The sequence below is a fragment of the Microlunatus flavus genome (assembly GCF_900110855.1).
GTDB lineage: Bacteria > Actinomycetota > Actinomycetes > Propionibacteriales > Propionibacteriaceae > Microlunatus > Microlunatus flavus.
In genome coordinates, this window is the sequence record NZ_FOFA01000003.1 from 291685 (window position 1) to 309025 (window position 17341).

At 74.8% G+C, this 17341-nt stretch carries 19 protein-coding genes; 16 read left to right on the forward strand and 3 right to left on the reverse strand.

Annotated elements, in window-relative coordinates:
- The 8 genes from BMY04_RS09070 (at position 1) to BMY04_RS09105 (ending at position 6208) form a co-directional block, all read left to right on the forward strand.
- Entirely contained in the window at positions 1–1104 is a 1104-nt protein-coding gene (locus tag BMY04_RS09070; protein ID WP_232506210.1) for a quinone-dependent dihydroorotate dehydrogenase, read from the forward strand.
- Complete coding sequence (gene pyrF, locus BMY04_RS09075; protein ID WP_091179032.1) at positions 1101–1931, forward strand: orotidine-5'-phosphate decarboxylase; 831 nt, start codon at positions 1101–1103, stop codon at positions 1929–1931. The genes BMY04_RS09070 and pyrF overlap by 4 nt, the downstream gene beginning before the upstream one ends.
- 39 nt (positions 1932–1970) lie before the next feature.
- A complete protein-coding gene (gene mihF, locus BMY04_RS09080; protein WP_091179034.1) occupies positions 1971–2297 on the forward strand; it encodes an integration host factor, actinobacterial type in 327 nt (108 codons plus the stop codon).
- Positions 2294–2842 carry a guanylate kinase gene (gene gmk, locus BMY04_RS09085; RefSeq protein WP_091179036.1) on the forward strand — a complete coding sequence of 183 codons (549 nt, stop codon included), beginning with the start codon at positions 2294–2296 and terminating at the stop codon, positions 2840–2842. Before mihF ends, gmk begins: the two co-directional genes overlap by 4 nt.
- 85 nt (positions 2843–2927) lie before the next feature.
- Entirely contained in the window at positions 2928–3248 is a 321-nt protein-coding gene (gene rpoZ, locus BMY04_RS09090; protein ID WP_091179039.1) for a DNA-directed RNA polymerase subunit omega, read from the forward strand.
- 7 nt (positions 3249–3255) lie between these two features.
- Entirely contained in the window at positions 3256–4506 is a 1251-nt protein-coding gene (gene coaBC / locus BMY04_RS09095) for a bifunctional phosphopantothenoylcysteine decarboxylase/phosphopantothenate--cysteine ligase CoaBC (RefSeq protein ID WP_091179041.1), read from the forward strand.
- The gene (metK, locus tag BMY04_RS09100) at positions 4503–5696 is read left to right on the forward strand and encodes a methionine adenosyltransferase (RefSeq protein WP_091179044.1); all 1194 of its coding nucleotides are present in this window, start codon (positions 4503–4505) and stop codon (positions 5694–5696) included. Before coaBC ends, metK begins: the two co-directional genes overlap by 4 nt.
- A 137-nt stretch (positions 5697–5833) precedes the next feature.
- Positions 5834–6208, forward strand: a complete 375-nt coding sequence (locus BMY04_RS09105; protein ID WP_139209803.1) for an HAD family hydrolase — start codon at positions 5834–5836, stop codon at positions 6206–6208.
- A gap of 3 nt (positions 6209–6211) precedes the next feature.
- On the opposite strand, the gene BMY04_RS09110 is transcribed toward BMY04_RS09105, so the two are convergent.
- Complete coding sequence (locus tag BMY04_RS09110) at positions 6212–7507, reverse strand: threonine/serine exporter family protein (RefSeq protein ID WP_232506211.1); 1296 nt, start codon at positions 7505–7507, stop codon at positions 6212–6214.
- Between the two features lie 53 nt (positions 7508–7560).
- Between BMY04_RS09110 and BMY04_RS09115 the strand changes: the two genes are divergently transcribed.
- The 4 genes from BMY04_RS09115 to rpe all read left to right on the forward strand — a co-directional run bounded on the left by BMY04_RS09115 (position 7561) and on the right by rpe (position 12667).
- A complete protein-coding gene (locus BMY04_RS09115) occupies positions 7561–9615 on the forward strand; it encodes a primosomal protein N' (protein ID WP_091179047.1) in 2055 nt (684 codons plus the stop codon).
- A gap of 73 nt (positions 9616–9688) precedes the next feature.
- Positions 9689–10615 carry a methionyl-tRNA formyltransferase gene (fmt, locus tag BMY04_RS09120; protein ID WP_091179049.1) on the forward strand — a complete coding sequence of 309 codons (927 nt, stop codon included), beginning with the start codon at positions 9689–9691 and terminating at the stop codon, positions 10613–10615.
- A gap of 1 nt (position 10616) precedes the next feature.
- Complete coding sequence (locus tag BMY04_RS09125) at positions 10617–11972, forward strand: RsmB/NOP family class I SAM-dependent RNA methyltransferase (RefSeq protein ID WP_198410029.1); 1356 nt, start codon at positions 10617–10619, stop codon at positions 11970–11972.
- Positions 11973–12025: 53 nt separating this feature from the next.
- The gene (gene rpe / locus BMY04_RS09130) at positions 12026–12667 is read left to right on the forward strand and encodes a ribulose-phosphate 3-epimerase (RefSeq protein WP_091179053.1); all 642 of its coding nucleotides are present in this window, start codon (positions 12026–12028) and stop codon (positions 12665–12667) included.
- Here the strand turns inward: rpe and BMY04_RS09135 are convergent.
- The gene (locus BMY04_RS09135) at positions 12633–13835 is read right to left on the reverse strand and encodes an AI-2E family transporter (RefSeq protein ID WP_091179055.1); all 1203 of its coding nucleotides are present in this window, start codon (positions 13833–13835) and stop codon (positions 12633–12635) included. The two genes, rpe and BMY04_RS09135, sit on opposite strands and share 35 nt — an antisense overlap.
- A gap of 44 nt (positions 13836–13879) precedes the next feature.
- Entirely contained in the window at positions 13880–14746 is an 867-nt protein-coding gene (locus BMY04_RS09140; protein WP_170854060.1) for a PAC2 family protein, read from the reverse strand.
- 147 nt (positions 14747–14893) lie between these two features.
- Here BMY04_RS09140 and BMY04_RS09145 point away from each other — a divergent pair, with 147 nt between their 5' ends.
- From BMY04_RS09145 to BMY04_RS09160, 4 genes are read left to right on the forward strand one after another with little or no spacing between them, the layout of a single operon-like run.
- The gene (locus BMY04_RS09145) at positions 14894–15886 is read left to right on the forward strand and encodes a YihY/virulence factor BrkB family protein (protein WP_091179057.1); all 993 of its coding nucleotides are present in this window, start codon (positions 14894–14896) and stop codon (positions 15884–15886) included.
- A gap of 47 nt (positions 15887–15933) precedes the next feature.
- Positions 15934–16383 carry a phage holin family protein gene (locus tag BMY04_RS09150; RefSeq protein WP_091179060.1) on the forward strand — a complete coding sequence of 150 codons (450 nt, stop codon included), beginning with the start codon at positions 15934–15936 and terminating at the stop codon, positions 16381–16383.
- Positions 16380–16736, forward strand: a complete 357-nt coding sequence (locus BMY04_RS09155) for a DUF3618 domain-containing protein (protein WP_091179062.1) — start codon at positions 16380–16382, stop codon at positions 16734–16736. Before BMY04_RS09150 ends, BMY04_RS09155 begins: the two co-directional genes overlap by 4 nt.
- Positions 16737–16761: 25 nt before the next feature.
- The gene (locus tag BMY04_RS09160) at positions 16762–17034 is read left to right on the forward strand and encodes a DUF4235 domain-containing protein (protein ID WP_091179064.1); all 273 of its coding nucleotides are present in this window, start codon (positions 16762–16764) and stop codon (positions 17032–17034) included.
- Positions 17035–17341 lie beyond the last annotated feature (307 nt).

Here is a 17341-nt window from a genome sequence, read left to right on the forward strand (position 1 = left end):
GTGGTCGCCGGGGCGACCGGAGCCGCGTACGCCCGCGTCCTGCGGCCGGCGCTGTTCCGCTCCTACGGGGGCGACCCCGAGCGGGTGCACACAGCCACGCTCGCGGTGCTGGCCGCGCTCGACCGCAACCCGGCGGCCCTCGCCGCGCTGCGGCTGCTGACGCGTGGCCCGCGGCGTCCGGTCGAGGCCTTCGGCCTGACGTTCCCGGGCGTCGTCGGCCTGGCCGCCGGGATGGACAAGGACGGCGTCGCCCCGCACGCGTGGGCCGCGCTCGGCTTCGGCCACGTCGAGCTGGGCACGGTCACGGCGACCGCCCAGCCGGGCAACCCGCGGCCGCGGCTGTTCCGGCTGCCGGCCAGCGGCGGGCTGGTCAACCGCATGGGCTTCAACAACGCCGGCGCCGCCGCGCTGGCCGCGCGCCTCGACACCGCCGGCGTCCGGCGCGGCTCGCCGGCCCCGGGCGTGCCGGTCGGCATCTCCCTCGGCAAGACGAAGACCACGCCGCTCGAGGACGCCGCCGCCGACTACCTGGCCTCGTTCGCCGCCGTGGCGCCGCACGCCGACTACGTCGCCGTGAACGTCTCGAGCCCCAACACCCCGGGCCTGCGCAGCCTCCAGGACGCGGCCACGCTCCGGGCGCTGGTCGAGGCCCTGGTGGGCGCCGCCCGCGCCCAGGACCCGGACCGACCGGTCCCCGTGCTGGTCAAGGTCGCCCCCGACCTGACCTTCGACGCGCTGGAGGACGTCCTCGACGTCTGCACCGGTGCCGGCGCGGCCGGGCTGGTCGCGACCAACACGACGCTGGCCCGCGAGGGCCTCGCCGCGCCCGACGCCTGGCGCGCGGGCGAGGCGGGCGGTCTGTCCGGGGCCCCGCTGACGGCGCGGGCGCGTGCGGTCGTCGGCTTCCTCGCCTCCCGCACCGACCTGCCGGTGGTCGGGGTCGGGGGGATCGTCACGGCCGATGACGGGCAGGCGCTGCTGGACGCGGGCGCGCGGCTGCTGCAGGTCTACACGGGGTTCGTCTACGCCGGCCCGGCGCTGCTGCGCGCGGTCGACGCGCGCGCGGCGTCGGCCCCGGTCGCACGAGAGGGGAGCAGGGCGTGAGGGAGCCGTACGGGGTCCGGCTGGCGGCGGCGGTCGAGGCGCGGGGGCCGCTCTGCGTCGGCGTCGACCCGCACCCGGGCGTGCTGGAGGCGTGGGGCCTCGAGCCGACCGTGCAGGGCCTGGAACGCTGCGCCCGCGGCATGGTCGAGGCCCTCGGCGACCAGGTCGCCGTCCTCAAGCCGCAGTCGGCCTTCTTCGAGGCGTACGGCTCGGCCGGCGTCGCCGTCCTCGAGCGGGTCCTCGCCGACTGCGCCGCGGCCGGCGCGCTGTCGCTGCTCGACGTCAAGCGCGGTGACATCGGCTCGACGATGGACGCGTACGCCGCGGCCTACCTGACCGACGGGTCGCCCCTGGCCGCGGACGCGGTGACGCTGAGCCCGTACCTCGGGTTCGCCTCGCTGGACGGCGCGATCGACGTGGCGCGGGCCCACGGGCGCGGGGTCTACGTCCTCGCCCTCACCAGCAACCCGGAGGGGCCGCAGGTCCAGCACGCGGTCACGGGCGCGGGGGCCACGGTCGGCCAGACCGTCGTGGACGAGGCCGCTCGGCGCAACGCCGACGCCTTCCCGCTGGGCGACGTGGGCGTCGTGGTGGGCGCGACGATCGGGGCGACGGGGACGCGCTTCGAGCACCTGAACGGGTCCGTGCTGGCCCCCGGGCTGGGGGCCCAGGGCGGGACGGCCGCCGACCTCGCCGACGTCTTCGGCGCGGCGCTGCCGCTCGTGCTGCCGACGACGAGCCGCGACGTCATGCGCGCCGGGCCCGACCCGGACGCGCTGCGCCGGGCGGCGAGGGCGGTCGTCGGCTCGGTCGCCGGGCTGAGATAGGTTCGAGGCCGCCCGAGTCGAGGTGAGGAGGAGGACCCGGTGAGCATCCCGCCGTTGAGCGACGAGCAGCGCCAGCAGGCGCGGCACGCAGCCACCGAGGCCCGCCGTCGCCGGGCCGAGGTCAAGCAGGCGTTGCGTCGCGGCGAGCGGACCCTCGCCGAGGTGCTGGAGGCGGCCGAGCACGACGACGTCGTCGCCCACACCAAGGTCGTCGACGTGCTGAAGTCGCTCCCGCGCGTCGGCGCCGTGCGCGCGGCCAAGGTCATGGAGCGGCTCGACATCGCCCCCAACCGGCGCCTGCGCGGGCTGGGCAAGCACCAGACCGCGGCGCTCGTGGCCGAGTTCGCCCGCCCCACCGACGCGTGAGCCGCCTCACCGTCCTGTCGGGCCCGACCGCCGTCGGCAAGGGCACGGTCACCACGGCGCTCGCCGGCACCCACCCCGAGATCTTCGTCTCGGTCTCGGCGACCACGCGCCCGCCCCGGCCCGGCGAGGTCGACGGCGTGCACTACCTCTTCGTCTCCGAGGCCGAGTTCGACGAGCTGGTCGCCTCGGGCCTGCTGCTGGAGTGGGCCGTCGTGCACGGCGTGCACCGCTACGGCACCCCGCGCGCGCCCGTCGTGGCCGCGCTGGAGTCGGGGCGCTCGGCGCTGCTCGAGATCGACCTGCAGGGCGCCCGGCAGGTGCGCACCTCGTGGCCCGACGCGCACTTCGTCTTCCTCGCGCCGCCGAGCTTCGACGAGCTCCAGCGGCGGCTCGTGGGTCGGGGGACGGAGACGGCGGAGCAGCGCGAGCGCCGGCTGCAGACCGCGCACGCCGAGCTGGAGGCGGCCGCCGAGTTCGACGCGGTGGTCGTCAACGTCAGTGTCGAGCAGGCCGTCGCGGACTTGGTAGACTTGATGGGTCTGTGAACGAGCAGACGCACCGGCAGGCTGCCCGGCCAGGTCTCCACGAGGACCGGACGAGGGCCCTGCCCACCTGACGAAGAGGAACTCCGTGCCCCAGAACGCATCCCAGACCGCCGCCGCCGAGGGCATCACCAACCCCCCGATCGACGAGCTCCTGACCCAGTCGGACAGCAAGTACCGCCTGGTGCTCTTCGCCGCCAAGCGCGCGCGCCAGATCAACGCCTACTACTCCCAGCTCGGCGAGGGTCTCCTCGACCACGTCGGCCCGCTGGTCGAGACCGCCGTCCAGGAGAAGCCGCTCTCGATCGCGCTGCGCGAGCTCAACGAGGGCAAGCTCATCGCGATCGACATCGACCCGGACGCCGAGGCCGAGGCCTCGACCGAGACCGACCCGTTCGCGGCCAGCTAGTCAGCAGGTGAGCCGCGTCCTCCTCGGCGTCGCGGGAGGGATCGCGGCGTACAAGGCCTGCGAGCTGCTCCGGCGGCTGCGCGACGACGGGCACGACGTGACCGTCGTTCCCACGGAGTCCGCCCTGACCTTCGTCGGTCGGGCCACCTGGGAGGCGCTGTCCGGGCACCCGGTCAGCACCGACGTGTGGACCGACGCGTACGAGGTCCCGCACGTGCGCCTCGGACGTGAGGCCGACCTCGTCGTCGTCGCCCCGGCGACCGCCGACCTGCTCGCCCGCGCGGCGACGGGACGGGCCGACGACCTGCTCACCAACGTGCTGCTCACCGCCACCTGCCCGCTCGTGCTCGCCCCGGCGATGCACACCGAGATGTGGCAGCACCCGGCGACCCGGGCCAACGTGGCCACCCTGCGCTCCCGCGGCGCCGTGGTCGTCGACCCCGCCGTCGGCCGCCTCACCGGCGCCGACTCCGGCCCTGGCCGCCTCCCCGAGCCGGCCGAGATCCTCGCGGTCGCACGGACGGTGCTCGCCGAGCCGGGCGTCGTCCCCGCCGCCGCGGCCCAGGACCTCGCCGGCCTGGAGGTCGCCGTGAGCGTCGGCGGGACCCGCGAGCACCTCGACCCGGTGCGGTTCCTCGGCAACTCCTCCTCGGGCCGGATGGGCTGGGCCCTGGCCCGCGCCGCCCGGCTGCGCGGCGCGCAGGTGCACGCCGTCGTGGGGCACACCGACGTCGCCGGCCCACCGGCCGTCGAGGTCGAGCGCGTCGGCAGCACCGCCGAGCTCGCCACCGCCATGACCCGGGCCGCCAAGACCGCCGACGTCGTCGTGATGGCCGCCGCGCCGGCGGACTTCACGCCGCGGGGCTCCAGCGAGACCAAGATCAAGAAGTCGGGCGACGCGGGGCTGAGCGTCGAGCTCGTGCAGACCCCCGACGTGCTCCGCGGGCTCGTCGAGGCGCGCCAGGACCCCGACCAGGTCATCGTCGGCTTCGCCGCGGAGACCGCGGTGGACCAGGCGCAGCTGGTGGACCTCGGCCGCGCCAAGCTGGCCCGCAAGGGCTGCGACCTGCTCGTCCTCAACGCCGTCGGCCACGGACTCGTCTTCGGGCAGGAGGACAACGAGATCACCGTGCTGAGCCGCGACGACGACGGCGCGACCCTGGTCGACGGGCCGTACGCCGGGTCGAAGGACGTCCTCGCCCACCGCATCCTCGACCGCGCCCTGACCCACCGCCGCCGAGATACGGTGCAGCGGTGACCGGACGCCTCTTCACCTCGGAGTCGGTGACCGAGGGTCACCCCGACAAGATCGCCGACCAGATCAGCGACTCGGTCCTCGACGCCCTGCTCGCCGAGGACCCGCACAGCCGCGTGGCGGTCGAGACCCTCGTGACCACCGGGCTCGTCGTCGTCGCCGGCGAGGTGACCACCGACGCGTACGTCGAGATCCCCTCGATCGTGCGCTCGCGGATCCTCGAGATCGGCTACGACTCCTCGACCAAGGGCTTCGACGGCGCGTCCTGCGGCGTCCAGGTCGCCATCGGCCAGCAGTCGCCCGACATCGCGCAGGGCGTGGACACCGCGTTCGAGCGGCGCACCGGCGCGTCGACGGACGCCTTCGACGCCCAGGGTGCCGGCGACCAGGGCCTGATGTTCGGCTACGCCTCCGACGAGACGGCCAACCTCATGCCGCTCCCGATCGACGTGGCGCACCGCCTCGCCGAGCGGCTGTCGGAGGTCCGCAAGGACGGCCGCGTCCCCTACCTGCGCCCCGACGGCAAGACCCAGGTCACCATCGAGTACGACGGCGACCGTCCCGTCCGGCTCGACACCGTGGTGATCTCCAGCCAGCACGCCGCCGACATCGACCTCGACGCCCTGCTGACCCCGGACGTCCGCAAGCACGTCGTCGACCCGGTCCTCGAGGCCTTCGAGCTCGACTCCCGGGGCTACCGGCTGCTGGTCAACCCGACCGGGCGCTTCGAGGTCGGCGGCCCGATGGGCGACGCCGGCCTGACCGGCCGCAAGATCATCGTCGACACCTACGGCGGCATGGCGCGCCACGGCGGCGGTGCGTTCTCCGGCAAGGACCCGTCGAAGGTCGACCGTTCCGCGGCGTACGCGATGCGCTGGGTCGCCAAGAACGTCGTCGCCGCCGGCCTCGCGCACCGCTGCGAGGTGCAGGTGGCGTACGCCATCGGCCGCGCCCACCCGGTCGGCTTCTACGTCGAGACCTTCGGCACCGAGCAGGTCCCGGTCGCCCAGATCCAGGAGGCCGTGCTCTCGGTCTTCGACCTGCGCCCCGCGGCGATCATCGCCGACCTCGACCTGCTGCGCCCCGTCTACGCGCCCACGGCGGCGTACGGGCACTTCGGTCGCGAGCTGCCGGGCTCGACCTGGGAGCGCACCGACCGCGCCGACGCGCTGGCGGCGGCCGTCCGCGGCTGAACCCGGGGGAGAGCCACCGTCTCCCGCAGCACGGTCGTGCCCTGCGAACCGCTGAGAGACGGCGGGCGGACCGGCGTTTTGGCTGTCGTCCGTCAGCGTTTCGTCCCGGACGCGGCTGCTGCACCTAGGTTGTGCAGGTGATCGTCGGCTTCGACTACTGGCACGTGCTGAGCCACTACCCCCACCAGATCGGGCACCTCATCACGCTGCACGCCGCGGCGGGCGACGAGGTGCACGTCGTGTCGGCCATCGGGCACGGCCGGATCGGCACGGTCGAGGCCGAGGTGCGCGCGGTGACCGACGTGCCGACGGTGCACGAGGTGGTCTTCGACCACACCAGCGAGTCGCCGGCGCTCAAGCTGGCCAAGTGCCGCGAGCTCGGCATCGAGCTGTTCTACGACGACCGTGAGGACGTGTGCCGGCTCCTGTCCGCGAACGGCATCCTCGCGTTCCGGGTGCCGCGCGGCGCAGGTTCGGCGGACCGGTCCGACCAGCAGGCCGAGCGCGTCTGACGCCTACGGCTCCCGGTGGTCGAGGGGCAGGTGCGGACGGCGGCGGATGCGCCGGGCGCGGCGCAGGGCGGCGCGCAGCGACTGGGCGACCGCGGTGCCCACGAGCAGGCCGAGCGCGAGGGCGCTGACCAGCGCGAGGACCCCGAGGACGGTGGCCGTGGAGCCGCCGGGGTCGAGGGCGAGCTCCGTGGCGGACAGCACGCCGAGGCTGCCGGGCACCAGCAGCCAGAACGACGGCAGGAAGACGACCAGCCTGGGCAGGTCGGGGACGAGGGCCTCGACCAGGTAGGACCCGAGGCTGGCCGCCACGGCGCCGAGGAAGCTCCCGACGACCGGGCCGGACCACTGCTGCCCGAGGCCCTGGGCGGCGAAGGCGAGCACCAGCACGAGCAGGATCCAGGGCAGCAGCCGTACCGGGGGCGACTCCAGCAGCCCGATGCCGGCGCAGATCAGCAGCAGGCCCAGCGGCGCGGCCCACCAGCCGAGGTCGTCGACGCGGACGTTGCGCAGCGACTCGGCCGGCAGCCGGAACAGCCGGCTCGCCGCGACGACCCCGAGGGTGAAGAGCAGGACCTGCACGAGCCCGAAGATCAGCCGCGACGAGCCCGCCACCATGTCGCCGGTCGCCAGCTCCGACATCGCGGTGACCAGCAGCGCCCCGGGCAGCAGCACGGCGAGCGGGGGCAGCAGCGTGCGCAGCGGCCCCTCGACCAGGCCGAGGTCGGCGGCGGTGAAGACGAGGCAGGCGACGAGGAACGCGGCGACCACCGGCAGGAGGGTGGCGAGCAGGGTGAAGCGCTGGGCCAGGCGGACCAGCGCCACCACCACCAGCGCGCCCAGGGCGGACAGGACGACGTTGCGCCAGCCGGGCTGCAGGATCAGCGCGATGCCCGTGGCGACCGCCAGCCAGCCGAGGTTGGCCAGCCACACCGGGTAGCGGGGTGGTTCGCGGCGCAGCGCGAGCAGCCGCTCGACCGCGGCCGCCGGGTCGACGTGGCCGACGAGCAGGTCGTGCCGGATGACCCGCACCTGCGCGGCCTGGTCGAGGCGCAGCGCGCCGGTGACCGCCGCGTACGTCGACGGCTCGCCGCTGGCGAGGGAGAGCATCACGCCGGTCGGGCCGGCGGCGATCTGCGGGTCCGGGTGCCCGAGCGCCCGGCCGACCTCGACGAGCTCGTCCTCCACCTCGTTGATCGGCTGGCCCGTGGCGACCATGGCCGTGCCCAGGTGGACCAGGAGCCGCCGGTCCTCCTGGTCGGAGCCCGTGGCGCCCACGACCCGCCCGCCGGTCTCCGTCACCGGGCCACCTTCTCAGATCGGAAGCTGTCGGAGTCGGTCCCTAGGATCCCGGTGTGCCCGCCGCCGAACCGTCCGCCGCAGCCGCGCCCGACGCGGCGCCGCAGCCGGCGCTGCCGGTGGCCCGGGTCGCGGTCGACGTCCCGCTCGCCCACCTCGACCGGCCCTTCGACTACCGCGTGACGCCCGACCAGGACGCCGACGCCGTCCCGGGCGCCCGGGTGCGGGTCCGCTTCGCCGGCCGGCTCCGCGACGGCTTCGTCCTCGAACGGTCGGCGACGTCGGACGCCGAGCGGGCGCTCGCACCGCTGCACAAGGTGGTCTCGGCCGAGCCCGTGCTGACGCCCGGGACCGCCGCTCTCGTGCGGGCCGTGGCCGACCACTACGCGGGCACGTTCGCCGACGTCGTCCGGCTGGCGGTGCCGCCGCGGCACGCGGCGACGGAGAAGGCCGCGGGCGCTCGGCGCGACGCCGGAGCGGCCGCCGAGGCCGAGGACGTCGCCTGGCCGGCCCCCGTGGCCGACCCCCTGGTGGCCTACCCCGACGGCGCCGCGTACGAGGCGGCGCTGCGGACGGGCCGCTCGCCCCGCGCGCTGTGGCAGGTCACGCCCAGCGCCGCACCCGAGGCGGACTGGGCCGCCGGCTTCGCCGCGGCCGCCCGGGCCTGCGTCGAGGGCGGGCGCGGCGCGGTCCTGCTGGCTCCCGACCAGCGCGACGTCGCGCGGCTCGAGGCGGCCTGCGTCGCCGCGCTCGGGCGGTCGCGGGTCGTCGCGCTGGTGGCGGAGTCCGGGCCCGCCGCGCGCTACCGCGCGTTCCTGGCCGCGGCCCACGGCCGCGCGCAGGTCGTCGTCGGCAACCGGGCCGCGGCGTACGCGCCGGTGCGCGACCTCGGCCTGGTGGCGCTGTGGGACGACGGCGACGACCTGTGGGCCGAGCCCCGGTCGCCCTACCCGCACACGCGCGAGGTCCTCGCCCTGCGCGCCGGGCAGACCGGGGCCGCGGCGCTCTTCGCCTCGTACGCGCGGACGGCCGAGCTGCAGGCCTACGTCGAGCGCGGCTGGCTGCGCCCGATCGCGCAGGAGCGAGCCGTCGTGCGCCACGCCGCCCCACGCGTCCGGGTCAGCGGCGACGACGACCGCGCGCTGGCCCGCGACCCGGCCGCCCGCGTCGCCCGGGTGCCGCACGAGGTGTTCACGCTGGTGCGCGCGGCGCTGCCCACCGGCCCGGTGCTGGTCCAGGTGCCCCGCTCGGGCGGCCGGCTCGCGCTCGTCTGCCAGGACTGCCGCGAACCCGTGCGCTGCACGTTCTGCTCCGGCCCCACGGCCCTGGAGGCCGGCGCGGACCGGACGATGACCTGCCGCTGGTGCGGCCGGCCCCAGGTCGACTGGGAGTGCCCGGTCTGCGGGGGCCACCACGTCCGCTCGCCCGTCGTCGGCGCGACCCGCACGGCCGCCGAGCTGGGGCGCTCGTTTCCCGGCGTGCCGGTCCTGCAGTCCAGCGGCGAGGGGCGGCTGGACGGGGTGCCCGGCCATGGCGCGGTGGTGGTCGCGACGCCTGGCGCCGAACCCCCGGCCGAGGGCGGCTACGCCGCGGCGATCCTCCTCGACACCCCGCTGCTGCTGCTGCGTCCCGACCTGCGGGCCCCGGAGGAGGCCCTGCGCCGCTGGCTCGCCGTGGTCGCGCTGGTCCGCGGGGGCGCGGACGGCGGGTCGGTGCTCGCGGTCGGCGACAGCAGCGGACGCGCGCTGCAGGCGCTCGTGCGGGTCGACCCGGCCGGCTTCGCCGCGCGGGAGCTGGCCGACCGCGCCGAGGCCCACTTCCCGCCGGCGGCCAAGGTCGTGACGGTCGACGGGGCCGCCGCGGTGCTGACGGAGTACACCGCGCTCGTCCACGAGCCGCCCGGCACCGAGACCCTCGGCCCCGTGCCCCTCCCACCGCGCGAGCAGCTGCCGGGCGGGGACGGCGAGCCGCTGCTGCGCCTCACCCTGCGCGCCCCCGTCCGCGAGGGAGCCGCCCTCGTGCACGCCGCCAAGGAGGTTTCGGGCGTCCGCAGCGCCCGCAAGAGCGACGGCGCCGTCCGCGTCCGCGTCGACCCGGTCGTGCTCGGCTGAGCCGGAGGGCAACGCGCACACCCGACCATCGCGTCCGAGCGGAGCGAGGACCGAGAACACGTAGGGTTCTCCGGTGCGAGTCGTCTTCTGCGGGACCCCCGAGGTGGCCGTGCCCGCCCTCGACGCGATCGTGGCCTCCGACCACGAGGTCGTCGCGGTGGTCACCCGGCCCGACGCGCCGAGCGGTCGCGGCAAGCGGCTCACCGCGAGCCCGGTGGCGCTGAGGGCCGAGGAGCTGGAGCTCGAGGTGCTCAAGCCGCAGCGCCCGCGCGACGAGGACTTCATCGCCCGCCTCACCGAGATCGCGCCGGACTGCTGCCCGGTGGTGGCGTACGGGGCGCTGCTGCCGCAGCGCGTGCTGGACATCCCGCGGCACGGCTTCGTGAACCTGCACTTCTCGGTCCTGCCGCGCTGGCGCGGGGCGGCACCCGTGCAGCACGCCGTCCTCGCGGGGGACGCCGAGACCGGCGCCACGACGTTCCGCCTCGTCCTCGAGATGGACGCGGGACCCACGTACGGCGTCGTCACCGAGCCCATCGGGCCGGGCGACACCTCCGGCGACCTGCTGACGCGGCTGGCCTACTCCGGCAGCTCGCTGCTGGTCGAGGCCCTCGACGCGGTCGAGGCCGGCGTCGAGCCCGTCCCGCAGCCGGGGGAGGGCGTGACGCTCGCGCCCAAGATCACCGTCGACGACGCGCGCATCGACTGGCAGCGGCCGGCGGTCGAGGTCGACCGCCTCGTGCGCGGCTGCAACCCCAACCCGGGCGCGTGGACGACGTTCCGCGGCGAGCGGTTCAAGGTGTCGTCGGTGGCCCTCCGGCCGGGCGAGGCGCCGCTCGCGCCGGGCGAGCTGGAGATCGGCCGTCGCTCCGTGCTCGTCGGCACCGGCGCCGGTGCGCTCGAGCTGGGCCAGGTCCAGGCGCAGGGCAAGAAGCCGATGGCGGCGCCCGACTGGGCCCGCGGCCTCGGCACGGCGCAGGCCCTGCGGCTCGGCGACTGAGGTGGCCGCCCGCGCCGACCGGGCCCGCCGCGTCGCCTTCGACGCCCTGCGCCGGGTGACCGGGGAGGACGCGTACGCCAACCTCGTGCTCCCCGCGCTGCTCACCGAGCGCGGGATCACGGGTCGCGACGCCGCCTTCGCGACCGAGCTGCTCAACGGCACGTGCCGCTGGACGGGGACGTACGACCAGGTCCTCGCCGCTGCCTCCGGCCGTCCGCTGTCGTCGCTCCAGCCTGCCGTCGTCGACCTGCTCCGCCTCGGCACCCACCAGCTCCTCGGGATGCGCGTGGGCAGCCACGCGGCCGTGAGCGCCACCGTCGACCTCGCCGCGGCGACCGTCGGGCGCCGGGTGACCGGCCTGGTGAACGCCGTGCTGCGCAAGGTCGCCGCCGAGGACCGCGACGGCTGGGTGGACCGGCTCGGGGCGGGGCGCGACGAGCGCGACCGGCTCGCACTGGCGCACGCGCACCCGCGCTGGGTGGTCGACGCCTACGCGGACCTCCTGCCGGCCGACCAGCTCGTGGCGGCCCTGGCGGCCGACAACGCCAGCCCCGAGGTCTCCCTCGTCGTCCGTCCCGGGCTCGCGGAGGTCGACGAGCTGCTCGACGAGCTCGGCGGCGCGGGGGAGCGCAGCCGGCTCTCGCCCTTCGGCGTGCGCACCAGCGGCAACCCGGGCGACCTCCCGCTCGTGCGCACCGGCCGGGTCGGCGTCCAGGACGAGGGGTCCCAGCTGGTGGCGTGGGGGCTCACCCGCCCCGACGCGGAGCCCGGTCGCTGGCTCGACCTGTCCGCCGGGCCCGGGGGCAAGACGGCCCTGCTCGCCGGCCTGGCCGTGAGCCAGGGAAGCCGGGTCCTGGCCGGGGAGCTGGCCCCGCACCGGGCCGGCCTGGTCGTCCAGGGCGCCCGCGCCTACCCGCTCGAGCAGCGCCCGCAGGTCGTGGTCGCGGACGCCACCCACCCACCCTGGAGCCCGGGCTCCTTCACCCGCGTCCTCGCCGACGTCCCCTGCACCGGCCTCGGGGCGCTGCGCCGCCGGCCCGAGTCGCGCTGGCGCCGAGAGCCCGCGGACGTGGAGGCGCTGCACCCCCTCCAGCGCAGCCTGCTCGGCACCGCCCTCGACGCGGCGGCGCCCGGCGGCCTCGTCGCGTACGTGACGTGCTCGCCGCACCGCCGCGAGACGGCCGACGTCGTCCTCGAGACGCTCGCGGGCCGGGACGACGTCGACGTGGTGCCCGCCGCCGCGGTGCTGCCGGAGGTGCCGGACGCCGCGACGGGCCCGGACGGCGCGTTCCTGCAGCTGTGGCCGCACCGCCACGGCACGGACGCGATGTTCGCGGCCTACCTGCGACGCCGCTGAACGTTCCCGACCGGCCCCGTTAGGGTCGGGCCGTGCCCCGAACGACGCGCGTCATGCCCAGCATCCTGTCGGCGGACTTCGCCAACCTGCAGCGCGAGATCGAGCGCATCCCGGGCGCCGACGCGATCCACGTCGACGTCATGGACAACCACTTCGTGCCGAACCTGACGCTGGGGCTGCCCGTCGTCGAGGCGATCCGCCGGGTGACGCCGGCGATGCTCGACATCCACCTCATGATCGCCGACCCCGACCGGTGGGCGCCGGCGTACGCCGAGGCCGGGGCGGAGTCGGTGACGTTCCACGTCGAGGCCGCCGCGGCTCCCGTCCGCCTCGCGCGCGAGCTGCGCGAGCGCGGCGCCCGGGCGGGGATGGCGCTCAAGCCGGCGACGTCGATCGAGCCGTACGCCGACCTGCTGCCGGAGCTCGACATGGTCCTGGTGATGACCGTCGAGCCGGGCTTCGGCGGGCAGAAGTTCCTCGACCTGTGCCTGCCGAAGATCCGCCGCGCCCGTCAGCTGATCACCGAGACCGGCGGCGACGTCTGGCTGCAGGTCGACGGCGGCGTCTCGCTGGAGACGGTCGAGCGCTGCGTCGAGGCCGGCGCCGACGCGCTCGTGGCGGGGTCGGCGGTCTTCGCGGCCGACGACCCCGACGCGATGGTCAGCCGGCTGCGCGAGCTCGGTTCTGCGGCCTAGCCCCCTCGCCGTCCGGCGCCGGCGTCCGGCGCCGTGGTGTCTTCGGCTGGTCGGCCTTCGGCTCAGCACTGACCAGCGCGTTGACCCAGCTGGCCGGCTGGGAGTTGTCGACCAGCACCGACTTGAGGAACAGCGTCGCCGGGATCGCGAGCAGGGCGCCCAGTCCGCCCAGGACGTACGCCCAGAAGATCAGCGAGATGAACGCCACCGTGCCGCTGATGCCCACGGCGTCGCCGGTGAAGCGAGGCTGGATGATCGTCTGGACGACGACGTTGAGCACGACGTAGACGATGATCACCGCGATCATGCTGCCGACGCCGCCGTCGAGCAGCGCGATGAGCGCCGGCGGGACCAGCCCGATGACGAAGCCGATGTTGGGGATGTAGTTGGTCACGAAGGCCAGGACGCCCCAGGTCAGCGCCAGCGGGACGCCGATGATGAACAGGGCGATGACGTCGAGCACCGCGACGACCAGCCCGAAGACCGTGGTGACGATCCAGTACTTGCGCACCCGGCTGGCGAAGTTCAGCAGGCCGTCGGCGATGTGCGGCCGCGTCTGCCGGATCACGTCGATCCGGTCCGGCATGCCGGCCTGGTCGAAGGCCATGAAGAGCACCACGACGACGACCAGCAGCAGCAGGGACGCGCCGCCGGTGAGCGCGCTGAGCAGGCTCTGCGCCGGCCCGGCCAGGCTGCTGACCTGGAACGACGACGCCAGCTGACGGATCCGGTCGGCACCGTAGCCGAAGCCCTCCGCGACGCCGGCGAGGGAGTTGAAGATCTTCGTGAAGGCGGGCCCGTACTGCGGCAGCGTCTCGACGAGGCGGTAGACCGACCAGACGACCGAGCCGAGGATGAGGATCAGCAGCAGGTAGATGGCCAGCAGGCTGATCACGCTGGCAAGGGCCGAGGGCACCGACCGCTTGACGAGCCAGCGCCGCAGCGGTGAGACGGTGATGACCAGGGTCAGCACGAGGAACACGGGCGCGACGATGTTCGCGGTGCTCTTCAGGCCGACGCCGATGATCACCAGGCCGGCCAGCAGGAGGATGCCGAAGAACGCCGGCGCCTGCGGCTGTCCCGCGACGGGCGGCACGTCCGGCGGCGCCTGGACAGACGGCGACCGATCGGGCGTGGGGGTCTTCGAGCCGGGGCGGGACGGGGGCATGGCTGTCTCCTTCGGGCGGAGCGCTCGCTCCCGCCGTGGTCCGTTCAGTTACCCCTGCGGCGGCGCAGGTAGCGCTCGAACTCGGCGGCGATCGCCTCGCCGCTGGCCTCGGGCAGCTCCGTCGCGTCCTGCTGCTCCTCGAGCGTGGACACGTACTCGGCGACCTCGGTGTCGTCGGCGGCCAGCTCGTCGACGCCGCGTTCCCACGCCCGCGCCAGCTCGGGCAGCTCGCCCTGGTCGAGCGAGGTGTCGAGCAGCTGCTCGAGCGAGGACAGCAGGGCGAGCGTGGCCTTGGGGCACGGCGGGTGCGAGACGTAGTGGGGCACGGCCGCCCACAGCGAGAGGACCTCCAGGCCCGCCCGCGTGAGGGTGTCGCCGATGACCCCGACGATGCCGGTGGGGCCCTCGTACGTGGAGGGCACCAGGCCGAGCGACGTCATGAGCTCGCGGTCGTACGTCGACGTCGACACCGGGATCGGACGCGTGTGCGGGGTGTCGGCGAGCAGGGCGCCGAGCACGTGGACGCGGCGGGCGTTCGCCGACTGCAGGGCGGAGGCGATGATCGTCGAGAACTGGCGCCAGCGCAGGTTGGGCTCCAGACCCTGCACGAGGACCAGGTCGCGCCCGCTGGGCAGCGACCCCACGTGGATCTCGGTGGTGGGCCAGGTCAGCACGCGGTCGTCGTCGTCGCTGAGGCTCACCAGCGGCCGGTTGACCTGGAAGTCGTAGAAGTCGTCGGGGTCGAGGGCGAACGCGAGCTCGGCCCCGTAGACCTCCTGCAGGTGGTCGACGACCCCGGTGGCGGCGTTGCCCGCGTCGTTCCAGCCGCCGAAGGCGACGACGACGATCGGGTCGACCAGGGTCCGCAGGTCCCGGCCGGACCCGGACGTCGGATGCGACTGCTCTGGCACGTCGTTCACTGTAACGGCGGCCCCGCGAAGGACCGGCGCGCCCGGTCCCGTCGAGACCGGGCGGGTTCAGGGTTGCGTGAGAGGGTAAACCGCGACGCAGGTCGTCACCGTCGACGCCGTCGATCAACAACTATCCAGGGGTTCCCCATGTCGACCACACAGGCCGAGAAGGCCGACCGCGTCCCGGGTGAGGAGGCTGACAAGCCTCAGCAGATCCCGGCCAAGGGCTGGTTCCAGATCGCCAAGCGCGGCTGGGCCGAGGCCAAGGCCGACAACGTCCCGCTGATGGCCGCGGGCATGGCCTACTACGCCTTCCTCGCCATCTTCCCGGCGATCATCGCCGCCGTCCTGCTGTACGGCTTCTTCGCCGACCCGCAGACGATCACCACCCAGCTCGACGCGCTGGGCTCGGCCATCCCGGCCGACATCAAGAAGACCCTCACCGACCAGATCGGGCTGGCCGCCGGCAACGGCAAGGTCGGCTTCGGTGCCGTCGTCGCCATCCTCGTGGCGCTGTTCAGCGCCTCGGGCGGCATGAGCAACCTGATGACCGCGGTCAACCTCTGCTACGACGAGGAGGAGACCCGCGGCTTCGTCAAGAAGCGTCTGATCGCCCTCGCGCTCACCGTCGGCGCGATCATCTTCCTGCTGGTCGTGGTCAGCCTCGTCGCCGTGCTGCCGATCGTGCTGGGCTTCCTCGGGACCAACGGCTTCGTGCTGTTCCTCACCCAGGCAGCCCGCTGGGTGCTGATCGTGGTGGTCATCACCGTCGCGCTCGCGGTCCTCTACCGCGTCGCGCCCGACCGCGACGCCCCCAAGATCCGGTGGGTGTCGGTCGGGGCCGGGATCGCGACGCTGCTGTGGATCGTCGCGTCGGTCGGCTTCTCGATCTACGTCTCGCAGTTCGGCAGCTACGCCAAGACCTACGGGGCGATCGCCGGCATCGTGATCCTGCTGCTGTGGCTCTTCATCACCTCCTACGCGATCCTGCTGGGCGCGGAGATCAACGCCGAGTCGGAGCAGCAGACGATCAAGGACACGACCCGCGGCGCGCCGCAGCCGATCGGGGACCGTGACGCCGTCAAGGCCGACTCCGTCCCGACCGGCGAGGACGACTCAAAAAAAGGGAGCCCGGCCTGAGCGCCGGGACCCCTGACCCCCACCAGAGCCCCGAAGGAACCCACGCCATGACCAGCGACAACGCCGGCGCCACGTCTGCGGCGCTCGCCGCCCGCGCCGCCACCGACGACCCCGCCGACAAGTCCGTCGGCGAGCTCATCCGCTCGATGTCGGAGGACCTGAGCGCGCTGGTCCGCGACGAGATCCGCCTGGCCCAGGCCGAGGTCGGCCAGAAGGCGAAGAAGGCCGGCATCGGCATCGGCGCCCTCGGCGGCGCCGGCGTCGTCGCCCTCTACGGGCTGGGGGTCCTCATCGCGGCCGCCGTGCTCGCCCTCGCCGGTCCGCTCCCGGCCTGGCTGGCCGCGCTGATCGTGGCCGTGGTCCTCTTCGTGGTGGCCGGCGTCGCCGCCCTGGTCGGCAAGAAGCAGCTGAGCCAGGCTGCGCCGCCGGTGCCCACCGAGACCATCGCCAGCGTCAAGACCGACGTGGCCGAGATCAAGGAGTCGATCCGCAAGTGAGCGACAGCAGCCCCACCACCGACGAGAAGCAGACCCCCGAGCAGATCCAGGCCGACATCGAGGCCCGCCGCGAGCGGCTCGCCGCCAACGTGGACGCCCTGAGCGACAAGCTCGACGTGAAGGCGCACGCCCAGGAGGCCGTGCACGAGGCCGGCGCCAAGGTCACCGGCGCCGTCTCGGGCGCCGTCTCCGGCGCCAAGGAGTCGGTCGGCTCGGCCGCCGGGACCGCCGCCGAGGGCTCCCGTACGCTCGTCGGGAAGTTCCGGGCGCTGCCGCTGCCGGCCCAGGCCGCCATCGGTGCGGGGGCGGTCGCGCTGGTCGTGGCCGTCGTCGTCAACAGCGCCCGCGACTGACCCTCTCGCAGAACCAGGAGCAACCATGGTGAACGCAGCCCAGCTCGCGTACAGGCCCGTCGGCATCCTGACCGGTGTCGCCGCCGGTGCCGTCGCGGGCGCCATCTTCAAGCAGGTGTGGAAGCGCGTCGCGCGTCAGGACGACGCTCCCGACGCGCTGCAGTCGGAGTACTCCCTGGCCCGCGTGCTTATCGCCGCGACCATCCAGGGCGCCATCTTCGCTGCCGTCAAGGCGCTCGTCGACCGCCTCGGGGCCCAGGGGTTCCAGCGGCTGACGGGTGAGTGGCCGGGGGACTAGCAGCTCTCTCCGTCCTCCTGTTGCTCTGGTCGTGACCGGCTCTGCTGCCGGCCGACCCGGCTACGAGGGCGGCTCGCAACCATCCGCCCGGGGCAGCTCACGCTGTCCCGGGCGTTGGCGTCCCGGGCTCCCGCCAGGCCCGTCCACGCTCCCCGCCCTCGTACCCGGGCCGGCCTTCGGGTGGCGGCCTCCGGCCTCGCGAGGTCGGACGAGTCGAGCTCGGCGAGGGTGGTCGGACATCCGGTGCGGGCGCCTCGCCGGGCACGAGAAAGGTCCGGCCACCCTGCACTGGGCAGGGTGGCCGGAC